Source organism: Micromonospora zamorensis (genome assembly GCF_900090275.1).
In the GTDB taxonomy this organism is placed as follows: domain Bacteria; phylum Actinomycetota; class Actinomycetes; order Mycobacteriales; family Micromonosporaceae; genus Micromonospora; species Micromonospora zamorensis.
Genome location: NZ_LT607755.1, coordinates 4,989,523 through 5,007,075 on the forward strand (window position 1 = coordinate 4,989,523; position 17,553 = coordinate 5,007,075).

The 17,553-nt window shown below is 71.6% G+C and carries 21 protein-coding genes; 9 read left to right on the forward strand and 12 right to left on the reverse strand.

Annotation, left to right across the window (positions count from 1 at the left end; genetic code table 11):
• Positions 1–143 precede the first annotated feature (143 nt).
• Complete coding sequence (locus tag GA0070619_RS34150; protein ID WP_406083251.1) at positions 144–311, forward strand: hypothetical protein; 168 nt, start codon at positions 144–146, stop codon at positions 309–311.
• A 22-nt stretch (positions 312–333) separates the two neighbouring features.
• Here the strand turns inward: GA0070619_RS34150 and GA0070619_RS22040 are convergent, their stop codons facing one another.
• The 3 genes from GA0070619_RS22040 to GA0070619_RS22050 form a co-directional block, all read right to left on the reverse strand.
• Complete coding sequence (locus tag GA0070619_RS22040; RefSeq protein ID WP_157744071.1) at positions 334–732, reverse strand: nuclear transport factor 2 family protein; 399 nt, start codon at positions 730–732, stop codon at positions 334–336.
• Between the two features lie 96 nt (positions 733–828).
• Positions 829–1,296, reverse strand: a complete 468-nt coding sequence (locus GA0070619_RS22045; RefSeq protein WP_088949807.1) for an STAS domain-containing protein — start codon at positions 1,294–1,296, stop codon at positions 829–831.
• A 163-nt stretch (positions 1,297–1,459) separates the two neighbouring features.
• Positions 1,460–2,206 (reverse strand): GAF and ANTAR domain-containing protein, encoded by a 747-nt coding sequence (locus tag GA0070619_RS22050; RefSeq protein ID WP_088949808.1) that lies wholly within the window; start codon positions 2,204–2,206, stop codon positions 1,460–1,462.
• Between the two features lie 445 nt (positions 2,207–2,651).
• Between GA0070619_RS22050 and GA0070619_RS22055 the strand changes: the two genes are divergently transcribed.
• Entirely contained in the window at positions 2,652–2,975 is a 324-nt protein-coding gene (locus GA0070619_RS22055; protein WP_088951974.1) for a plasmid stabilization protein, read from the forward strand.
• Between the two features lie 48 nt (positions 2,976–3,023).
• Here GA0070619_RS22055 and GA0070619_RS22060 read toward each other — a convergent pair whose 3' ends face one another.
• The 3 genes from GA0070619_RS22060 to GA0070619_RS22070 all read right to left on the reverse strand — a co-directional run bounded on the left by GA0070619_RS22060 (position 3,024) and on the right by GA0070619_RS22070 (position 5,483).
• On the reverse strand, positions 3,024–3,431 hold the full coding sequence (locus tag GA0070619_RS22060) for a four-helix bundle copper-binding protein (RefSeq protein ID WP_088949809.1): 408 nt from the start codon (positions 3,429–3,431) through the stop codon (positions 3,024–3,026).
• Between the two features lie 79 nt (positions 3,432–3,510).
• A complete protein-coding gene (locus tag GA0070619_RS22065; RefSeq protein WP_088949810.1) occupies positions 3,511–4,224 on the reverse strand; it encodes a GAF and ANTAR domain-containing protein in 714 nt (237 codons plus the stop codon).
• 257 nt (positions 4,225–4,481) lie between these two features.
• Complete coding sequence (locus GA0070619_RS22070; RefSeq protein WP_088949811.1) at positions 4,482–5,483, reverse strand: hypothetical protein; 1,002 nt, start codon at positions 5,481–5,483, stop codon at positions 4,482–4,484.
• 197 nt (positions 5,484–5,680) lie between these two features.
• Here GA0070619_RS22070 and GA0070619_RS22075 point away from each other — a divergent pair, with 197 nt between their 5' ends.
• The 5 genes from GA0070619_RS22075 to GA0070619_RS22095 all read left to right on the forward strand — a co-directional run bounded on the left by GA0070619_RS22075 (position 5,681) and on the right by GA0070619_RS22095 (position 10,053).
• Positions 5,681–6,076: a VOC family protein gene (locus tag GA0070619_RS22075; RefSeq protein ID WP_088951975.1), complete on the forward strand. Its 396-nt coding sequence runs from the start codon at positions 5,681–5,683 to the stop codon at positions 6,074–6,076.
• 119 nt (positions 6,077–6,195) lie between these two features.
• Positions 6,196–7,374 carry a sensor histidine kinase gene (locus GA0070619_RS22080; protein ID WP_088949812.1) on the forward strand — a complete coding sequence of 393 codons (1,179 nt, stop codon included), beginning with the start codon at positions 6,196–6,198 and terminating at the stop codon, positions 7,372–7,374.
• Between the two features lie 22 nt (positions 7,375–7,396).
• Positions 7,397–8,572, forward strand: coding sequence for a hypothetical protein (locus tag GA0070619_RS22085; protein ID WP_414855644.1), 1,176 nt, complete (start codon positions 7,397–7,399; stop codon positions 8,570–8,572).
• Positions 8,545–9,258, forward strand: a complete 714-nt coding sequence (locus tag GA0070619_RS22090) for a response regulator transcription factor (RefSeq protein WP_088949813.1) — start codon at positions 8,545–8,547, stop codon at positions 9,256–9,258. The genes GA0070619_RS22085 and GA0070619_RS22090 overlap by 28 nt, the downstream gene beginning before the upstream one ends.
• A 72-nt stretch (positions 9,259–9,330) precedes the next feature.
• On the forward strand, positions 9,331–10,053 hold the full coding sequence (locus GA0070619_RS22095) for a hypothetical protein (RefSeq protein WP_157744072.1): 723 nt from the start codon (positions 9,331–9,333) through the stop codon (positions 10,051–10,053).
• Here the strand turns inward: GA0070619_RS22095 and GA0070619_RS22100 are convergent.
• The 5 genes from GA0070619_RS22100 to GA0070619_RS22120 all read right to left on the reverse strand — a co-directional run bounded on the left by GA0070619_RS22100 (position 9,935) and on the right by GA0070619_RS22120 (position 14,888).
• Positions 9,935–10,915 carry a GlxA family transcriptional regulator gene (locus GA0070619_RS22100; protein ID WP_088949814.1) on the reverse strand — a complete coding sequence of 327 codons (981 nt, stop codon included), beginning with the start codon at positions 10,913–10,915 and terminating at the stop codon, positions 9,935–9,937. The genes GA0070619_RS22095 and GA0070619_RS22100 overlap by 119 nt on opposite strands.
• Positions 10,916–10,919: 4 nt before the next feature.
• Entirely contained in the window at positions 10,920–11,528 is a 609-nt protein-coding gene (locus GA0070619_RS22105; RefSeq protein ID WP_088949815.1) for an isochorismatase family protein, read from the reverse strand.
• A 79-nt stretch (positions 11,529–11,607) separates the two neighbouring features.
• Entirely contained in the window at positions 11,608–12,360 is a 753-nt protein-coding gene (locus GA0070619_RS22110) for a lysophospholipid acyltransferase family protein (RefSeq protein ID WP_088949816.1), read from the reverse strand.
• Between the two features lie 96 nt (positions 12,361–12,456).
• Positions 12,457–14,517: an amylo-alpha-1,6-glucosidase gene (locus GA0070619_RS22115; RefSeq protein WP_088949817.1), complete on the reverse strand. Its 2,061-nt coding sequence runs from the start codon at positions 14,515–14,517 to the stop codon at positions 12,457–12,459.
• Entirely contained in the window at positions 14,517–14,888 is a 372-nt protein-coding gene (locus GA0070619_RS22120) for an SCP2 sterol-binding domain-containing protein (protein ID WP_088949818.1), read from the reverse strand. Before GA0070619_RS22120 ends, GA0070619_RS22115 begins: the two co-directional genes overlap by 1 nt.
• A 195-nt stretch (positions 14,889–15,083) precedes the next feature.
• On the opposite strand from GA0070619_RS22120, the gene GA0070619_RS22125 reads away from it, so the two are divergent.
• Positions 15,084–16,193: a winged helix DNA-binding domain-containing protein gene (locus GA0070619_RS22125; protein ID WP_088949819.1), complete on the forward strand. Its 1,110-nt coding sequence runs from the start codon at positions 15,084–15,086 to the stop codon at positions 16,191–16,193.
• Between the two features lie 76 nt (positions 16,194–16,269).
• Here the strand turns inward: GA0070619_RS22125 and GA0070619_RS22130 are convergent, their stop codons facing one another.
• Positions 16,270–16,686 (reverse strand): CBS domain-containing protein, encoded by a 417-nt coding sequence (locus tag GA0070619_RS22130; RefSeq protein WP_088949820.1) that lies wholly within the window; start codon positions 16,684–16,686, stop codon positions 16,270–16,272.
• Positions 16,687–16,964: 278 nt separating this feature from the next.
• Here GA0070619_RS22130 and GA0070619_RS22135 point away from each other — a divergent pair, with 278 nt between their 5' ends.
• Positions 16,965–17,546, forward strand: a complete 582-nt coding sequence (locus GA0070619_RS22135) for a nucleotidyltransferase family protein (protein WP_088949821.1) — start codon at positions 16,965–16,967, stop codon at positions 17,544–17,546.
• The last annotated feature ends 7 nt before the right edge of the window (positions 17,547–17,553 follow it).

A 17,553-nucleotide genomic window follows, 5' to 3' on the forward strand; every position in this document is an offset into this window, starting at 1 on the left:
CACAGAGATTTTCTCTGCCGCCGTGAGCAGTCCCGCCGGCCATGCAGCTGAGAACGCCGCCGGCGGGTCGGCAGGCGCTGCGCGGCCGACAGAAACACCCGGCGGGTGTCTACGGGCCGGCTGACCTACGGCGTCAATAGGGCGTGACGTTCGAGGAGTACGCGTTCGCTCGCACATCGGCGCTGATCCGGCTCGCCCGACTGCTGACCGATGACGAGCACCGAGCCGAGGACCTGGTTCAGGAGGACGGCCTGGTGGTCCTCGGCGGCTACCAGCCGACCGGCGACCTGGACCGCCCGGACACCTGGTGACAGTCGCCGCGGGCGTGAGACGTCACCCGAACAGGTTGGCGGGCGGCAGGAACCGCCCTTCCTTGGCGTGGGAGTAGTCGCGGGCCTCGGTCACCAGGCCCGCGTCGTCGAAACGCAACAGGGTGCAGCCGGAGATGGTGAACGGCCGGTCGTTCGGGTAGGTGACCGCCCAGTATTCGACGCTCGCCGTGTCGCCGTCGACCTGCGGGTCGCCAAACCAGACCTCGGCCGGGCGGGTCTCCTCGTCGAAGCACTCCCGCAGGTACGCGCGGAGCCCCACACGCCCCCGGTACGGGCGGAACATCGACGCCCAGTGATCGCCGTCCTCGGCTTGCAGCCCGGCGATGCCGTCGATGTCCTTGGCGGGCCATCCGTGCGCCCACACGGTCGCCCACCGCTTGGCCGCGTCCCGTACCTCCACGCTCGACCCCCTCACGACAATGCTTGTTGCTCCTTCTACCAGCGACCTCCGACATGGCGAGCGTGCAACTCGTCCGGTCGCACGGATCGGCGGTTCTCAGCCGCGTTCGCCGTCGAGGAGCAGAGGCTCCACGCCGGTGATCCGCAACACGCGCAGAGTGACTCCGCTGGCGCCTCGGACCGAGAAGCGAGACCCGACCTGTTCCGCCCGGTCGCGCGCCAGCAGGAGGACGTGCACACCCGCGGCGCTGAAGAACCCGACGCCGCTCAGGTCGCAACAGACCTCGGGATGGCTGTCGACCGCGTTGAACAGTGCCACCGCCAGGCGCGGCGCGGTGTCCATGTCGACATAACCCACCGGGGCGACGACCATCCGGTCGGCGGAGATGGTTGCGGACAGGTCGGTGGGCTCGGTGAAGCGAGCCACGTGGAACGACAACTCGGAGGACTCCACCTCAGGGGCCGCCTGGCGGATGGCGAGCGTCGCTGGTGTGACCAGCCCTCGGCTGACTGCCGGCGGGGACCGATCGAAGTGGGTCTGGAGGAGCCAGGAACGCTCAGTCATAGGGGCTCGCGCCTCCTGTCGAGATTCGTAACAGGAAGGGCGCGTGTCTTGACCCGAACCCAACGGTAATAGGAACAGCCGTCGACCGCCAGTCGACTCGTGCGCCCCTGCCGATCAACCGGAGGTGCGCTGCCGGGCCGCCACTTCGAACGGCGCAGCATGCTCACGGCAGGTGGCCTGCGTCACCGCGATCCCGTTTGAGGCTCGACGGTCGGGCGGCCCTTTCGACCAGCGCGGAGGCGACGTCCCGCAGTTTGCGGTTGGAGTCCTGGGAGACCTTCGCGAGGACGGCGAACGCCTCGTCCGGGGTGCAGCGGCGTTCACCCATGATGATGCCCTTCGCCTGCTCGATGACCGCTCGACTCTGCATGGCCGACTGCATCTGCGCGGCCAGGGTGGCGGTGGTGTCGTACAGGTGGGCGTTGGCGAGGGCGACGGCGGCGTACCCGGCGAACGTCTGCGCGAGGGTGACCGCGTCGTCGTCGAAGGCGCCCGGTTTGACCCCGTAGATGTTCAGTGCCCCGAGCACGGTCTCCTGGATCGGGAACCCGATCGACAGTGAGCTGAGCGCTCCGCCCTGCACGGCTTGAGCCGCCCACTGCGGCCAACGAACCTCTTCGGACATGTCCGGGACGGACACGACGGCGGCCTCTTTCGCCGCCTCCAGACACGGGCCCTGCTCATACTCGTACTGCAGTTCGTCGAGTCGTAACGCCATCTCGCCGCTGAACGCGGCGGTGTGCGCCCCCTCCTGCTTCAGCAACGTCACCGACACCTCTTCGGCGCCGGGAATCGTTCGGCGTGCCAGCTCGGAGACCTGGCTCAACACTCCGGACAGATCGGTCTCGCCGAATTTGATCTGGCCGAGTTCAGAGATCGCCGCATTGGGATCAATGGGCTGCTGTGCCATGACGTCAAGGTCCTCGTGCCCGGGGCGCGTACCAGTTGCAGGAAGGCGACGGCAGCGCGCGTGGTGATGGCGCACCGCGAACACGGGGCGCCGCACAGGCTCGCCAACCGAGCCCGGCGCCCGCTGCTGGACGCTGACTGGCCGACGCACAGGCGTCGGCTGCGGCAACAACTATACGACGCCGCTCGCAGCGGTTCCGAACGTGCAGAGCCGGATCGGGTCCAGCGCGCGGGCCGGGACGGCCGGCGCCGTTCCGTCGCGCCGACAACGTGCCGGGCGATCGTCGGCCGCGCGCGTTCGGCGGCACTCGTTTGACCTCTGTGGCGACTGGGCATGGTGGCCCAGAAGCGTGAGCGCGACGCCCCGGCCTGGGATGCCTCGATCGCACCTCGGACTGTGCGAGCCGGGTCTCGACCTCACCCGACAGCGGCTGCGGGAGGCACCGATGCCAGCAGGATCAAGCCCCAAGAGGGAGCGGCAGTACGAGCACATCAAGGAGAGCGCGCAGGAGCGGGGCGCCTCCGCCGGCCGGGCCAAGGAGATCGCGGCCCGCACGGTGAACAAGGAACGGGCCCGCTCGGGTGAGGCGCGCACGTCGAGCCGGTCGTCGCGCAACGACGTGTCGTCCGGGCACCGCGGCGGTAAGCGCTCCCACAGCGGCGCGAAGGGTCGCACCAAGGAGCAGCTCTACAACGAGGCGAAGCAGCGCGGCATCAAGGGTCGCTCGTCGATGTCGAAGGCGGAGCTGGAGCGCGCCCTGTCGAAGTAGCGAGCCTTCCGCGTGAGGCCCCTCGGCGCCCGGCACCGCGCGCCGCGGTCAGCTCATCGTGGCCAGCAGGTCCCGACAGGCCCGCTCGCAGGCCCGGCAGGCGTCCGCACAGATCCGGCAGTGCTCGTGCATGTCGGCGTGCCGGGCACACTCGTCACCGCACGACTTGCACGCCGTGGCGCACGCCTCCAGGATGCTCCGGCTGAGGTTCGCGTCGTAGCCGGTGTGCCGGGACAGCACCCGGGCCGTGGTGGTGCAGATGTCCGCGCAGTCCAGGTCCGTCCGGATGCACTTGGTCAGGTCGGCGACCATGTCCTCGCTGAGGCAGGCGTCAGCGCACGCCGTACACGCCTGGGCGCAGTCGTTGAGGGCGTCGATCGCCGCCGCAAGCTTCGCCCGGTCCAGGTTGATCGACTTTGGGTACGTCTCGAGCATGGGCATCGTGGTGCTCGGCATCGGGGAATCCTCTCGTCGGCTTCCCTCGGCCCTACCCGAAGTCTCGCCCCGCACACGTCCGGGCGCGGCCGGATGGCCGTCAGCCCCGGCGTGGCCCGGCGGTCCGGTCGACCAGAGCCTGGGCCACGTCACGGACCTTGCGGTTGGAGTCCTGCGAGACCTTCGACAGGATCGCGAACGCCTCGGCGGGGCCGCAGCGCCGCTCGGCCATGACGATGCCCTTGGCCTGCTCGATGACCGCCCGGTTGGCCATCGCCTCGCGCATCTGCCGGGCGAGGTTGGCGGTGCTGTCGTAGAGCTGGGCGTTGGACAGGGCGACCGCGGCGTACGCGGCGAACGTCTCCAGCACCGTCACGGCTTCGTCGTCGAAGGCCTCGGGTGTGTGCGCGTAGACGTTCAGCGCTCCGACGACAGCTTCCTGGATCGGCAGGCCGATCGACAGTGAACTGCCCAGGCCCCGCCCCCGGCCGCGGGCGGCCCACACCGGCCACCGGTCCTCGCTGGCCAGATCGGGGACGGACACGACATCGCCGCTGGCGGCGGCCTCCAGGCACGGGCCACGCCCGTGGGCATACTGCCCCTCGTCCATGTCACGGGCGACCTCACTGGTGAAGGCCGCCGTATGTCCGACCCCACCACGCATCAACGTGACCGACACCTCCACCGGCATGGGCAGGACGCGTTTCGCGAGCTCAGCTACCCGCTGAAGGACCTCGTCGAGATTGACCTCGGAGAGCTTGATACCCCCGAGTTCGACGAACGCGGTGGCGGGGTCCGTCGGCAGGCGGGGCATGAGTGCACCAGGTCCTCGGGGCCGGCGCGCCCGCTGCCGGCAGAGCCGTCGAGCGCGCGGATGGCAGCACGCCTTGGCGGGCTGCTGCACAGATCCACGGCGGGTGGACCTGGGACCCACGCCGATCTCGTGACGCCGGCTCGCCCCGCCCCATCCAGGGACGTGGGCTACAGAATTTTCACCCTACTCCCCTGTGGTGCGACGTGCCGCGCCGGAGTTTGCGTGGACGAGAGCGGCTCGCGAAGCGCTGAGCGGGCTCAGACGGGCCCCAGCAACGCGGCCAGCGCTTCGTCGCCCTGACCGAGCTGCGCTCCACCCGTCGGTGGCGCGACCAGGAAGCGTCGGCAGCCGTCGAGTTCCACGTACCGGTCGGGTCCGGCGGCGCCGTCCAGCGGGCGCAGCACCGCGAAACGCGACGCCGGGGTCTGACACTCGACCACCGCCCGGCGGTTGGCCAGCCCACGGAGCACGCCCCCCTGACGCTCGGCCGGCAGCGGCCCGCCGTACACGAAATCGCCCGCCGGCTTGCCGCCACCCTGCTCCGACGCGGGCACCTGGTAGACGCAGAGGCGCAGCGGCCCGGCGGCCGGAGACGTGGCCGGCGCGGGCGGCCCGCGGCGTTCGTTGCTGGTCTCCACCCACACCATGTCCGTCCATCGTTGCGCGCATCCGGCGGCCTCGGCCGCCGGGGATTCGACCTGGCCGACCGTACGGGTGTCCACAGTGGTCCAGGACAACCCGGCGAGGGCGTCGCTCACCTCGGCGCGCGGCCTGCCGCAGACGGTTGTCGGCAGGTACGGCCGCAGCCAGCGCCCCCGGTCGTCGAGCAGGGCCAACCAGGGTGGGATGACCATGTCGAGGGTGCAGGCGATCTCCCCGTCGGCCTGCTCGTTGGGCAGGCGCAGTGCGGCGAGCAGCGGTGCGATCTGCTCGGCGCGTCGCTCCGTGGCGGTCTGCTCCTGGCCTCCGTTGACGCCCGGTCGGATCTCCCGCCCGCAGAGCACGGCGGCGACCGGGGTGAACGCGGGGTCGATGCGCCCGATCTTCGGCTCGGGCACGCTCGGTGTCGGTGTCGGCGTGTTCGGTACCGACAACACCGCACCGGCCTGTGGTGCCGCTGCGCGGCAGGAGGCCCACGAGTCGACGATCTGAGCCGGGCCGGGCTCCTCGGCCACGCCCGGCCCGGTGGTCGTGCCACCGCAGCCACCCAGCGCCATGCCGAGCAGTGCGAACGCCAGTACGGTCCGGGACGAGCGCATCCGGCTCACCACCTCTCCACCCGAGGATGGGACGGCCCACGGCCGCACTCGGTTCCCGCCGGGGCACCTGACAGACGCGAGTGGTTCACGCGCAAGCCGCGACACGCGCCGCTGCGACGGCGCGCTGCGGCGTGATCCGGGCGACCGGCGGGGACGCCGCCAACCGGGTGCGACGTGCCCGGCGGCATGATGACCGGATGGCACATCTGGGACTCGTCGCGCTGGTGGTCAGGGAGTACGACGAGGCGATCGACTTCTACGTCGGCGACCTCGGTTTCGAGTTGGTGGAGGACACCGCCCGACCCGACGGTTCGCGATGGGTGGTTGTCCGCCCGGCGGGCGCCCGGGAGACGGCGTTGCTGCTGGCCAGGGCGAGCACCGACGAGCAGCGCGCCCGGATCGGCGACCAGACCGGCGGCCGGGTCGGGTTGTTCCTGTACACCGAGGACTTCGCCCGGGACCACGCCCGGATGGTGGCCGCCGGGGTGCGTTTCCTGGAGGAACCACGCCACGAGGCGTACGGCTCTGTCGCGGTCTTCGCCGATCTCTACGGCAACCGCTGGGACCTGCTCCAACCCCGCAGCGCAGAGTGACACATTAGCGACACTCTGCGCACAACGGGGTCAACGTTCGACACCAGCCATGCTATTGTCCGATGTCGATCTCTACCGCACGGACCCGGACCGGGTCGTTGTCGGAAGGACACTTCCCGATGCCGGCCGTTGCCACCCCGCCCGTGCCGCCGCCCACGCTGGACAATCCGGCCGGCGGCGCATTCGGCCTCATCTTCACCACACTGCCGGCGCTGCTGCGGCTGACCTGCGGGTTGGTCGGCGCGTCGGTGGCCCTGTCGGTGCAGACCCCGCCGGTCGAGCCAGCCGTGTTGCTGCCCGGCGTCGCCGCGCTGACCGGCTGGTCGCTCTGGTACGCGCACCGCGCGTTGCGCCACGGGATCACACCGAGCCTGGTCGCCGGTGACGTCGCGGTCACCGCGGTGGCCTGCCTGCTCATCCCCGTCATGGTGGCACCCGGGGTCCTGCCCGGTGAGGGCAGTTGGATCGCCGTGCTGGCCAGCACCACGGTGATCAACACCCAGGCCACCGCCCCGGCGCGCTGGTCCATCCCGGCCGGCCTGCTCGTCGTCGCCACCTATGTGACAGGCGCGCAGGCCGCCGGCAATCCCACCGAGGCTCGGGCGCACGCGGCCACCCTGTTGGTGCAGACCGCCTGCACGGCGATGATGACGGCGGTGATGCGTCGACGGCTCGGCCGTGCGGACCGCGCCTTCGTCGAGCATCAACGGTTGACCCGGGAGGCGTTGGTCGCGCGAACCGCCCGCGAGGCGGAACGTCAGCAGAATCGCGACCTGCACGACACGGTGCTCGGCACCTTGACCATGGTCGGGCTGGGCGCGGTGTCCGGGCCCTCGACCGCCTTCCGCGACCGGTGCGCCGCCGACCTGCGTACTCTCGTCGCGCACACCGACGTCGGCCCGGTGGCCGGTGACGGCCCGGTGCCGCTGGACGGGCGGTTGCGGTTGGTGGCGGCCCGCCTGCCCGAGCTTCCGGCGCACCTTGACCTGGAGTCGTGTGCGGTCCCGTCCGGGGTTGCCGACGCCATCGGCGAGAGCACCTACGCGGCGATGTCCAACGTGGTCCGTCACGCGCCGGGCGCGCGGGCCACGCTGCGGCTGAAACGGGATGCGATCGGCGTCGTGGTCGAGGTCGTCGACGACGGCCCCGGCTTCGACCCGGCCACCGTCCCACCCCACCGGTACGGGTTACGCGAGTCGATCGGCGGCCGGATGGCGGCGGTCGGCGGTCGGGCCGACGTGCACTCGGCACCCGGCACCGGCACCCGGATCCGACTGGAGTGGCCTGGTGTCGGCTGACCTCGGCGCGCCAGCGCACACCATCGGCGCACCGCAGGCACCGGACCGGACCAGCGTGCCGGCCCCCCGGGAGCCGGTCTCCGCCGACGGGCTCGCCGCGCCGGCGGCCGTCGCGCAGGCCTCCGACCGGGGTGCCCGGATCGCCGCCGTCGCTATCGCGCTGGCCTGGCACGTCGCGATCGGGCTGCCGGCGGTGTGGGCCGCCCGCGCGGAGTTCGCCGCGCCGGTGGTGGTGCTCGGCGCGTGGGCGCTGGTCGCGGTGACCGGCGCGATGGCCGGGATACGGCTGCTGCGCGGCTCACCGCTGCCGCCGTGGCCGTTGGCCGCGCTGCTGCTCGCCGTCGACGCGGCCGTCTTCGCAGCGGTCGGCGAGCGGCAGTTGTTCGCCGCCGCCAACTGGGTGTGGGGCACGCTCGGCTGGTTCTTCGTGCTGGCCCTGTGGGGTCGGCGGGTCGTGGGGCTGATCGCGCTGCTGACCACGCACGCGTTGATCGCGCTGGTCGCCGTGCTCGGGCACGGTCCCGACCCGGTCGACGTGGCCCGCTACGTGATGTACGTCTACGGCACGTTCTCGCTGCCGGTGGCGGTGTTCGTGGGCAGCGCGACGATCGTCTCGCTGGCGCGGGAACGCGCCGCCGTCTCGGCCGCCGGCCATACTATGGCGGCGGAGCGCGACGCCGCGGAGCGTGGCCTCCGCGACCGTCGGGATCGACTCGCCCTGGTCAGCTCGGCGGCCGGGCGGGTGCTCGGGGAGTTGGCCGCCGGTCAGGCCGACCCCAACGACCCGGAGGTGCAGCGCCGCAGCGTGCTGGCCGCCGCCCGGCTGCGCCGCCTGATCGCCGAGTCGGACGACGTGCCCGACCCACTGCTGCACGAGTTGCGGGCCGCCGCCGACCTGGCGGAACGCAACGGCCTACCGATCGACCTGGTCACCATCGGGACCCCGCCACCGCTGCCGGTGGAGATCCGACGCCGGCTGGCCGATCCGCTCACCGGCACCCTCGCCGACGCCGAGGGCTGGGCCCGGCTGACAGTGGTCTCCGGCCCGGACGAGGTGGTGGTCAGCCTGGTCACGCCGGACCGGGAGGGGCCGGAGGCGACCGGCCCGCCACCCGGGGAGTACGACGATGGGCAGGTGCAGCACCTCTACGAACGGGACGGGAACATCAGATGGGCGCAGACCCGGTGGCAGCGATGACCGGCGAACGGCCGATCGGTGTGGCGATCGTCGACGACCATCCCGTCGTGGTCGAGGGGGTCCGCGCCTGGCTCGCCACCGAGCCGCGGCTGACCGTGCTGGCCACCGGCGACGACCCGGACGAGGTGCTGCGGGTGGCGCCGGACGCCGACGTCGTCCTGCTCGACCTGAGGCTGCACGGGCGGATGGCGTTGGACAAGTTGGCCGAGCTGAGCACCGCCGGGCGTCGGGTGGTGGTCTATTCGGAGCACACCGACCCGCAGACCATGCTCGCCGCGCTGGACGCCGGGGCGGTGGCGTTCCTGGCCAAGCACGAGGGGCGGGAGCACTGCGTAGCGACCGTGCTGGCCGCCGCGAGCGACCGCCCGTACGTGCCGCCGGCACTGGCCGGAGCCATGGTCGGCGACCCGCGACCGGACCGGCCGATGCTGTCCGACAAGGAACGTGAGGCGCTGCTGCTCTGGTTCCAGTCGATGTCCAAGGCGTCGGTGGCGCGCCGGATGCGGATCAGCGAGCACACGGTGAAGCAGTACGTCGACCGTGCTCGGATCAAGTACACCCGGGCGGGGCGGCCGGCCGCCACAAAGGCGGCATTACTCGCCCGCGCGATCGAGGACGGCCTCGTCCGCCCGGAGGAGATCGGCATCTACCGGTCACACGCGGCGCACGACCGGCCGACCCCCTAACAGGCGTCATGACAGCGGCCCGCCGATCCGACAGGCTTCACCACACAGCCAGCTGATCGGGAGGTCGTGACGATGCACGCCGACGCGTCCCCCTTTTTCATCGGTCCGCACCGGTTCGACGCCCCGGACGACGAAGTGGGGCCGACCCTGGATCGCCGTTACAACCTGCGTCCGGTGCATGGTGAACGGGTCCTCGCCCGCCACCGTCTGCTGGTCGCGGGCTACCTGCTCGGGCCGAGCGAGACACGGCGCCGTTGGCAGCTACCCGAGCCCGTCGCGGTGACCGTCACCGACCAGCGGATCTGCTGGGTGGGCAGCGGCTCACAACTGTCGCTGGTCGCCGACGACCTGCCCCGGGCGCGGCCATCCGCGCGGATGAACGGCCTGATGAGTGGGCAGATCCGGTGGCAGTGGCCGTCCCGGTTGGAGCTGCCGGTCGCCGAGGAGGACGAGCCGTCGCAGCTGTTGATCGTCTGCGATGCGTTGCGCACCATTCAACAGCCGGCGTTGGCCCTCGGAGGCCCAGCGGGAGAGGTCGTGGCGTTGGGCCGCCAGGTCCGCCGGGCGGTCGCCATGTTCCGGCTCACCCGACCTGAACTGGTCGACCTGTCGGCTCAGGAGCGCGACGTGCTGCTGTTGCGGGCCGGCCCCGCCCTGCTCGCCGGGGCCACCCGGGTCACGCTGCCCGGCTCGTTGCCGGTGGAGTTCCACTCCCGGGACGACTACTACCGCCCGGGGCCGGAGCCGAGCTCGTGGCACGGGCTCGCAGGCGGCGCAGCATCCGGGCATCGCTGAAGCCGACGGTCCGCGCGGCGGCTTCCACTGTTGTGCCGTGGCCGATCAGGTGCTCGGCACGTTCCACCCGCAGCACCTGCTGGTAGCCGAGCGGGGTGAGCCCGGTGGCCGCACGGAACAGCCGGGTCAGCGTCCGTTCCGCAAGGCCGCCGGCAGCCGCCAGCTCGGCCAGTGGCAGCGTCTCGGCGTACCGGCTGTCGATCAGATCCTGCACCCGGTGCACCGAGTCGGACAGGTGGGAGCGGTGCCGCATCATCGCGCTGGCCTGCTGCTCGTGCCCGTTGCGGCGGGCGTAGACGACCAGCGTGCGGGCGATCTTCGCGGCGGTCGACGGGCCATGCCGGGTGGCCACCAGGTGCAGCGCCACGTCGATGCCACTGGCGATGCCGGCCGAGGTGACCACCCGGTCGTCGACCACGTACAGGACGTCGCGGATGACCTGGGCCGCCGGGTGCCGGCGGGCCAGGTCGTCCTGCACCTCGTGGTGGGTGGTGCAACGTCGACCGTCGAGCAGCCCGGCCCGCCCGAGGGCGTACGCCCCGGCGCAGATGCTGGCCACCGTGCCACCGGCGCGATGGTGCTCGGCCAGCCGCCGCAGGTCGCCGGGCGACACCGGCCCTTGCGGCCCGTGCGCCGCCGGCCGCCAACCGGGCACGATGACCAGGTCGGCCGGGGCCAGCTCGGGCCACCGGGTGTCGGCGACCAGGGGTACGCCCTGCACTGTGGTCACCTGCTCCCGCTCGGCGACGTAGTGCAGCCGGTAGTCGAAACCGAGGTCGGCGGCACTGGAGAAGACCTGGGCCGGCCCGGCGAGGTCCAGCAGGTGCAGCTGCGGGACCAGCAGGAAGACGACCCGGGTCATCGCGTCAGCTCCGGGTGCCGGCGAGGGCCGCGCCAGTCACCTCGTCCACGGTGCGGATGGTCGCGAAGCGGCCAGCCAGCGCGTACTCGGTGCGGGTGACGATCTCCTCGTTCGTGAGGGTGCGCGGGTCGGCCAGGATCTCCGCCACCGTGGCGGTCTCCGGCAGGTCCCGGTGTGGGATGGGGAAGGTCAGCGTGGCGTCGGTGACGAACGTCATCCGGTAGCCGAGGTCGGAGCCGACCCGGGCGGTGGTCTCCACGCACTGCTCGGTGCGGATGCCGCAGACGGTGATGTCCTGGATGCCCGCCTGGGTGAGCACCTGCTGGAGGTTCGTGGTGGTGAACGCGTTGTGCGCGGTCTTGACCAGCGTCGGCTCACCCTCGGCCGGGACCAGCCCGTCGATCAGCCGCACGTGCCCGAGGGCGGGGTCGAACAACCCACCGGTGCTCGGCTCGGAATGCAGGACCCAGACCACCAGGTCGCCGCGCTCACGGGCCGCGGCGACCAGTCGTTCGACCTGCCGCACCAGATCGGGGTTGGAGCCGTACGCCCAGATCGGGCGCTGACGGAAGGACTCCTGGACGTCGATCACGACGAGTGCTGCTCTGCTCATGCTCCGATCCTGACCGGATGAGGACCGCGCCGGCAGACACCATCACGCCCGGGTGCGGAACGATCCGGCCACGTCGGCGTCAGGCGCTGGGGGTGCGCTGCTCGGCGGCGGCGTCCAGAACGGCGGCCTCCTCCGGAGTGGGCGCGCTGCCGCCCAGGTGCGCGGGCAGCCACCAGGTGTCGTCCGGGCCGGCCGGGGTGTCCGGGTAGTCCCTCTGGGCCCGGTCGACGAGCGCGTTGAGCCGGGTGGTCAGCTCCTCGGCCAGCACGTTCGGGTCCGGGAAGTCCGCCGGGTTGATCGGCTCGCCGACCAGGATGGTGATCGGGGTGTGCCGGCGGGTGAGCGTGCGCGGGCGGCCCTTGGTCCAGAGCCGTTGGGTGCCCCACACCGCGACCGGCAGCACCGGCACCTTCGCGGAGCGGGCCATCCGGACCGTGCCGCTCTTGAGCTCCTTCACGGTGAACGACCGGCTGATCGTCCCCTCGGGGAAGACACCGACGACCTCGCCACGCTTGAGCGCGTCCACAGCGGCCCGGAACGAGGCAGCGCCGGCCTGCCGGTCCACCGGAATGTGCTTCATCCCGCGCATCAACGGGCCGCCGATCCGGTCCGCGAAGACCGACTGCTTGGCCATGAACCGGACCAGCCGCCCCGAGGGGTTCGCGCCCAGGCCGGCGAAGATGAAGTCGAGGTAGCTCACGTGGTTGCTGGCCAGCACCGCCCCGCCGGTGCGGGGTACGTGGTGGGCGCCCTCGATGGTGATCTTCAGGTCGAGAAGGCGGAACGCCGTCTTGGCGGCGGCGATAATGGGCGGGTACACGAGCTCCGGCATCCGCAGAATCTACCCTGCCAGCCTGTGGTTCGGCTGGGTGGCGACCGGCGGCGACGCGGGTTGCGCGCCGCCGCCGCCGGTTCGTCGGCCGATCGCTCAGTCGGCGAGCTTGTCCAGGTCCAGCCGGCCCCGGGCGAACGCGTCCACCCGGCCCCAGCGACCCGGGATGTCCAGCACCTCGATCCGCCCCATGCCCACCGGCAGCCGTGGCTCGACGGTCAGGTGACCCTCGTGCGGCTCCAGACCGAGCATGGTCCGCAGCAGCAGCAGCGGAGTGCCGGTCGACCAGGCCTGCGGGCTGCACGCCGTCGGATACTCCACCGGGAACTTGGTCAGCTCCCGGGGATAGCCGCCGAACGCCTCCGGCAACCGGCCGTCGAAGTACGTGGCCGCGTCCAGGATGCCGTTGGCGATGGTGGCGGCCTCCTCGGCAAACCCGTACCGGCGCAGACCCCAGGCGATGAAGGAGTTGTCGAACGGCCAGATCGTGCCGTTGTGGTAGCCGATCGGGTTGTACCGGGCCTCCCCCTCGGCGAGGGTGCGCACTCCCCAGCCGGAGAAGAGCCGCGGCCCCACCAGGTGGGCGGCCAGCTTCTCCGCCCGCTCGGGTTCGACGATCCCGCTCCACAGCAGGTGGCCGATGTTCGAGCTGAGGATGTCGCACTGGCGACCGTCCGGGTCCAGGGCCAGGGCGTAGAACTCGCCGTCGTCCACCCACCAGTCCCGGTTGAACCGCTCCTTCAGGGCTGCCGCCTCCCGCTCCAGCTGGTCGGCGAACTCCGGGTCATCCCAGAACTCGCGGGCCATCCGGGCCCCGCGGACCTTCGCGTCGTACGCGTACCCCTGCACCTCGCAGGTGGCCCTCGGGAACGGCGGCAGGGTGCCGTCGCGGTAGGAGATCGAGTCCCAGGAGTCCTTCCAGCACTGGTTCTCCAGGCCGGTGTCGGTGTTGCGCCGCTCGTACCAGATGTAGCCGCTGCCGACCAGGTCGGCGTAGTTGTCGATCCACTTCAGCGCCGCCCGGGACTCCCGCTCCAACTCCTTGACCAGCGCGACGTCCCCGGTCCACCGCTCGTACTCGTCGAGCAGTACGACGAACAGCGGCGTCGCGTCGACCGAGCCGTAGTACGGCGAGTGGGGTTGCTCCTCGAAGGCCGCGGTCTCGCCGTAACGCATCTCGTGCAGGATGCGCCCCGGGTCCTCGTCCCGGAAGTCGTCGAACCGGCTGCCCTGCAGGGAGGCCAGGATGCGCAGGGTCGTCTTCGACAACTGCGGGGTGAACGGCAGCGTCTGGAGGCAGGTGAGGATGCTGTCCCGGCCGAACATGGTCATGAACCAGGGCAGGCCGGCGGCCGGCAGGGTGGCGCCGCCCAGCGACAGCGGCGAGAAGCGCAGCGCCGCCAGGTCGATCAGGCTGCGCCGGTACGTGGCGGAGACCCGGCCGTGCTCGCTGTTGACCTTCGGAGCGTCGGCGATCCACTGCTCCAGGTCGTGCTGGAGGGCGAGCCGCTCGTTGCCGTGCACGCGCAGCCCGAAACGCAGGTCCCGGCCGCCCGGGCCGACGGCGTGCGTCTTGACGTCGATCGAGGCTTCCCACTGCTCGTTGGGCTCCAGGTGCACCGTGTACGCGAAGCCCTTGCTGTCGTATCGGGGAGACATCGACGAGGAGATGACCGTCTCGCGTTGGAAGTTGCCCCTTCGGTATCCCAACCGCAGCCGGTCCGACTCGACCTCGGTGAAGATCTCGCCCTTCTTGTTCACGATCTCGTCCTTGACCTGGAACAGGTCGGCGAAGTCCGACGCCGCGTCCATCCGGACTTCCAGGTCGACCGGCTTCTCGTCGTGGTTGAGGATGGTGAGCTGCTCGCAGAAGCTGCCACCCACCGCGCGCTCGCGGATGATCGACAACTTCGCGTCCACGTAGTGCGTGGCCATCCCCGGGACGAGGAAGAATCGCGACTCGAAGTACTGGAGGTCGTCGAAGGAGAGCGAGTTCAGCCGCTCACCGTTGACGGTCAGCACCCAGGTCGACAGGAACCGGGTGTCGATGGAGAACAGCCCGGTCGGCTCGCTCGGTGTCGCCTCGATGTCACCGGTGTCCTCGCAGACGACGAACGTGTTGCCGTCCAGGATCCGGATCGTGTTGCTCTGCCCCATCAGTCCGCCTCCCCCACGAAACGCCGACGAGGTCCACGGGCGTCCGGGGAACCCGGGAAGATCCGCTCCACCTGTACGACGAGACGAGCGTCCCCCAGGACCGTCATGTCCCCGCGCAACAGCGCGGCCAGGCCGTGTTCGCGGCCCGAGGCGATGTCGTCGAAGAGCACCGGGCTCGTCCCGATGACCGTGTCGGCCTCCTGGTCCTCCTGACTCACGTCCAGCCGGCCGTGGTCGATCCTCAGCAGCCAGTGCCGGGTCTGCGCCCCCTCGTGCAGGTCGATACGCACTGTCCCGGAGGTCTTGGCCAGCAGGGGTTCGTACCCCCGCCGGTCCAGGTCCTCGAAGAACCTCGTGGTCGCGTCCACCATCGGGTCCACTCCTCCCAGTTGCCGGGCCCGGGGTCCCATTCACCGCGCTCGCGTCGCGCGGCCGGCCGGCGTTGCACGTCCCCGCACGGGTCCCCGCCGGTTCCCCGGTCAACCTCGCCCGGATCGGGTGAGCCGCCGGGCGGTGTCGGACCAGCGCGGTAGCGTCCCGGACGGGACGTGTGGGACGGGAGGCACATGACCGGGCAGACACCACCACAGGTCGACCGGCGGCAGGTGCTCGCCTACCGGGCGGCGGCCCAGCAGCTCGACCGCTCCGGTGGCCCTCGTCCGGGCGACCTGGCCGTTCTGGCTCTCGGCGTGCAGGACACGCCCTACGGCACCGCCCGGCAGGCACTGGCGGCGCGCGGCGCGACCGGGCCGGACGACCGCCTGGAGCTGGTCTGGTCGATGCGCGGCGCCCCGCACCTGCACCGCCGGGCCGAGTTGCCGGCGCTGGCCGCGGCGATCTGGCCGCTCAGTGACGCCGACGCCACCCGCCGGATCCCGGGCCAGATCGGCGCGGGTGCGCGGCTCGGGCTGGCCGCCTTCCGGGCCACCGCCGAGGCGTTCCAGTCGGTGGTCACCACCGAGTTGGAGCGCGGCGTGGTGAGCCGTGCCGTCTCCGACCGGGTGCCCAGCGAGCTGACCTACGACTGCCGGGTGTGCCAGGCCCGGCACATCTCCGGTGCGGTCTTTCAACAGGCCGGGCTCGCCGGTGGGGTGCGCCTCGTGGTGTCCGGCCGCGCCGCCCGGCTCGCCCCACTGCCCGAGCGCACCGACCCGCCCACCGCCGCCGCGCACACCGCCGAGCTGGTCACGACATACCTGCGGCTGCTCGGCCCGGCCACCCCGGCCGACGCCGCCGGCTTCCTCGGCTCCTCGGCGACGGAGCTGCGTCGGGTCTGGCCGACGGGCCTGGTCGAGGTGCGTGTCCACGGGCGACCCGCCTGGCTTCCGGCAGACGCGGTCGAGGCGCTGACCAACGCGCCGCCGCCCCGGCTGGTGCGGCTGCTGCCGCCGGGCGATCCGTTCCTCGCTGGTCGCGATCGTGACCTGCTGGTGCCCGAACGCGAGCACCAGAAGCAACTGTGGCGAGCCATCGGCAATCCGGGTGCGCTGCTGGTGGACGGGGAGGTGACCGGCACCTGGCGGGCACGGCAGGCCGGAAAGAAGCGACTGGAGTTGACCGTCACCCCGTGGTCGCCGCTGTCCGCCCGGGTCCGACGCGATGTCGACGCCGAGGCCGCGACGGTGGCCGCCGCTCGTGGGGTCACCGACGTGCGGCTCCAGTTCGACCAGTCCTGATCCCTCGATCTGGTCCCCGACACCGCAGCGCCGGCCCTCCCCCGAGGGAGAGAGCCGGCGCGCCCGCGGCGGACGGTCAGTTGTTTGGATCGTCGGCGCTGATGTCTGCGAGCACCGACTGCGGTTCACGCTCGACCGCGAGGTCACCCATCGAGATCAGGCCGACAAGACGCCCGTCGTCGATCACCGGGAGCCGGCGTACGGCGTACGTACGCATCAGGTCAGCGGCGGCCACCACGTCGTCGTACTGGCTCACCGTGATCACGTCGCGGGTGGTGATCTGGTTGAGCTGCGTCGAGCCCGGGTCCATGTTCTCCGCGACACCTCGGACCGTGATGTCCCGGTCCGTGACGATGCCGACCACGCTGTCGCCGTCGGTCACCACCACATCGCCAATCGCGCTGTCACGCATCTCCTGCGCGGCGGCGATGAGCGTGTCGTTGCCGTCCATCGTCACCAACCGGGTCGTCATGAACTCTCCGACCGTTGTCATGGTGCTCCCCTCTCGGTGTCGGCACGGCCCGTCTACCCGCCGCCCCGGACGGGGTAACGCCGACGGCTCGCCGGGCTGTCCGTGGGGGTGCCGCAAACGCCGCAGTTCGTAGAATCCACTGCTGGTCAGGGTGTAGAAGGTCGGCAACAGCAGGAGGATCGCCAACGCGAACAGCGGGCTGGCGAGGTATCCGACGAGAATCGCCAGCGCGTACCCCAGCAGGCCGACCGCGGCCCGTGCCCGTTCGGTCGGGAAGAGCCGCTGCCTATCGTGGGCGGATGACGACGGGCGAGCAGGAGTTGCGGGAGTTGGTCGCCGGCTGCGCCTGGTTCACCCGGGCACTGACAGTGGTGCGTGACTCCGGGCTGCCGGACGCCTGGATCGGCGCGGGCGCCCTGCGCGACCTGGTCTGGGGCGAGCGGTACGGCGACGGGTTCGACCCGACGACGGTCCGGGACGTGGACGTGGTCTTCTTCGACCCGACGAGGCTGACCCGCGACGACGACCACCGCGCCACCGCCCGCCTGACGGCGGCGTGGCCCGACCCGCCGTGGCAGGCACGCAACCAGGCGGCGGTGCACACCTGGTACGCGGCGAGGTTCGGCGGCGACCCGATCGAGCCGTACCGCAGCGTGGCCGAGGCGGTGGCCACCTGGCCGGAGTACGCGACGGCGGTGGTCGTCCGGCTGGACCCGGCCGACCGCCTGGAGGTCTGCGCCCCGTACGGCCTGGCGGATCTGCTGGGCGGGGTCTGGCGGCACAACCCGGCCCGGGTGGACGTGGCCCGGTCCCGGCAGCGGTTGGCCCGGCACCGACCCGCGCAGCGCTGGCCCGGGGTGACCGTGATCGAACCGGGCTGACCGGATG

Coding starts and splice junctions, on each gene's coding strand:
- GA0070619_RS22135 (WP_088949821.1), top strand. CDS start 16,965: ATGACGACGGGCGAGCAGGAGTTGCGGGAGTTGGTCGCCGGCTGCGCC.
- GA0070619_RS22065 (WP_088949810.1), bottom strand. CDS start 4,224: ATGCCCCGCCTGCCGACGGACCCCGCCACCGCGTTCGTCGAACTCGGG.
- GA0070619_RS22090 (WP_088949813.1), top strand. CDS start 8,545: ATGGGCGCAGACCCGGTGGCAGCGATGACCGGCGAACGGCCGATCGGT.
- GA0070619_RS22120 (WP_088949818.1), bottom strand. CDS start 14,888: ATGGTGGACGCGACCACGAGGTTCTTCGAGGACCTGGACCGGCGGGGG.
- GA0070619_RS22045 (WP_088949807.1), bottom strand. CDS start 1,296: ATGACTGAGCGTTCCTGGCTCCTCCAGACCCACTTCGATCGGTCCCCG.
- GA0070619_RS22060 (WP_088949809.1), bottom strand. CDS start 3,431: ATGCCGAGCACCACGATGCCCATGCTCGAGACGTACCCAAAGTCGATC.
- GA0070619_RS22115 (WP_088949817.1), bottom strand. CDS start 14,517: ATGGGGCAGAGCAACACGATCCGGATCCTGGACGGCAACACGTTCGTC.
- GA0070619_RS22075 (WP_088951975.1), top strand. CDS start 5,681: ATGGCACATCTGGGACTCGTCGCGCTGGTGGTCAGGGAGTACGACGAG.
- GA0070619_RS22130 (WP_088949820.1), bottom strand. CDS start 16,686: ATGACAACGGTCGGAGAGTTCATGACGACCCGGTTGGTGACGATGGAC.
- GA0070619_RS22100 (WP_088949814.1), bottom strand. CDS start 10,915: ATGACCCGGGTCGTCTTCCTGCTGGTCCCGCAGCTGCACCTGCTGGAC.
- GA0070619_RS22070 (WP_088949811.1), bottom strand. CDS start 5,483: ATGCGCTCGTCCCGGACCGTACTGGCGTTCGCACTGCTCGGCATGGCG.
- GA0070619_RS22095 (WP_157744072.1), top strand. CDS start 9,331: ATGCACGCCGACGCGTCCCCCTTTTTCATCGGTCCGCACCGGTTCGAC.
- GA0070619_RS22105 (WP_088949815.1), bottom strand. CDS start 11,528: ATGAGCAGAGCAGCACTCGTCGTGATCGACGTCCAGGAGTCCTTCCGT.
- GA0070619_RS22110 (WP_088949816.1), bottom strand. CDS start 12,360: ATGCCGGAGCTCGTGTACCCGCCCATTATCGCCGCCGCCAAGACGGCG.
- GA0070619_RS22080 (WP_088949812.1), top strand. CDS start 6,196: ATGCCGGCCGTTGCCACCCCGCCCGTGCCGCCGCCCACGCTGGACAAT.
- GA0070619_RS22055 (WP_088951974.1), top strand. CDS start 2,652: ATGCCAGCAGGATCAAGCCCCAAGAGGGAGCGGCAGTACGAGCACATC.
- GA0070619_RS22050 (WP_088949808.1), bottom strand. CDS start 2,206: ATGGCACAGCAGCCCATTGATCCCAATGCGGCGATCTCTGAACTCGGC.
- GA0070619_RS22125 (WP_088949819.1), top strand. CDS start 15,084: ATGACCGGGCAGACACCACCACAGGTCGACCGGCGGCAGGTGCTCGCC.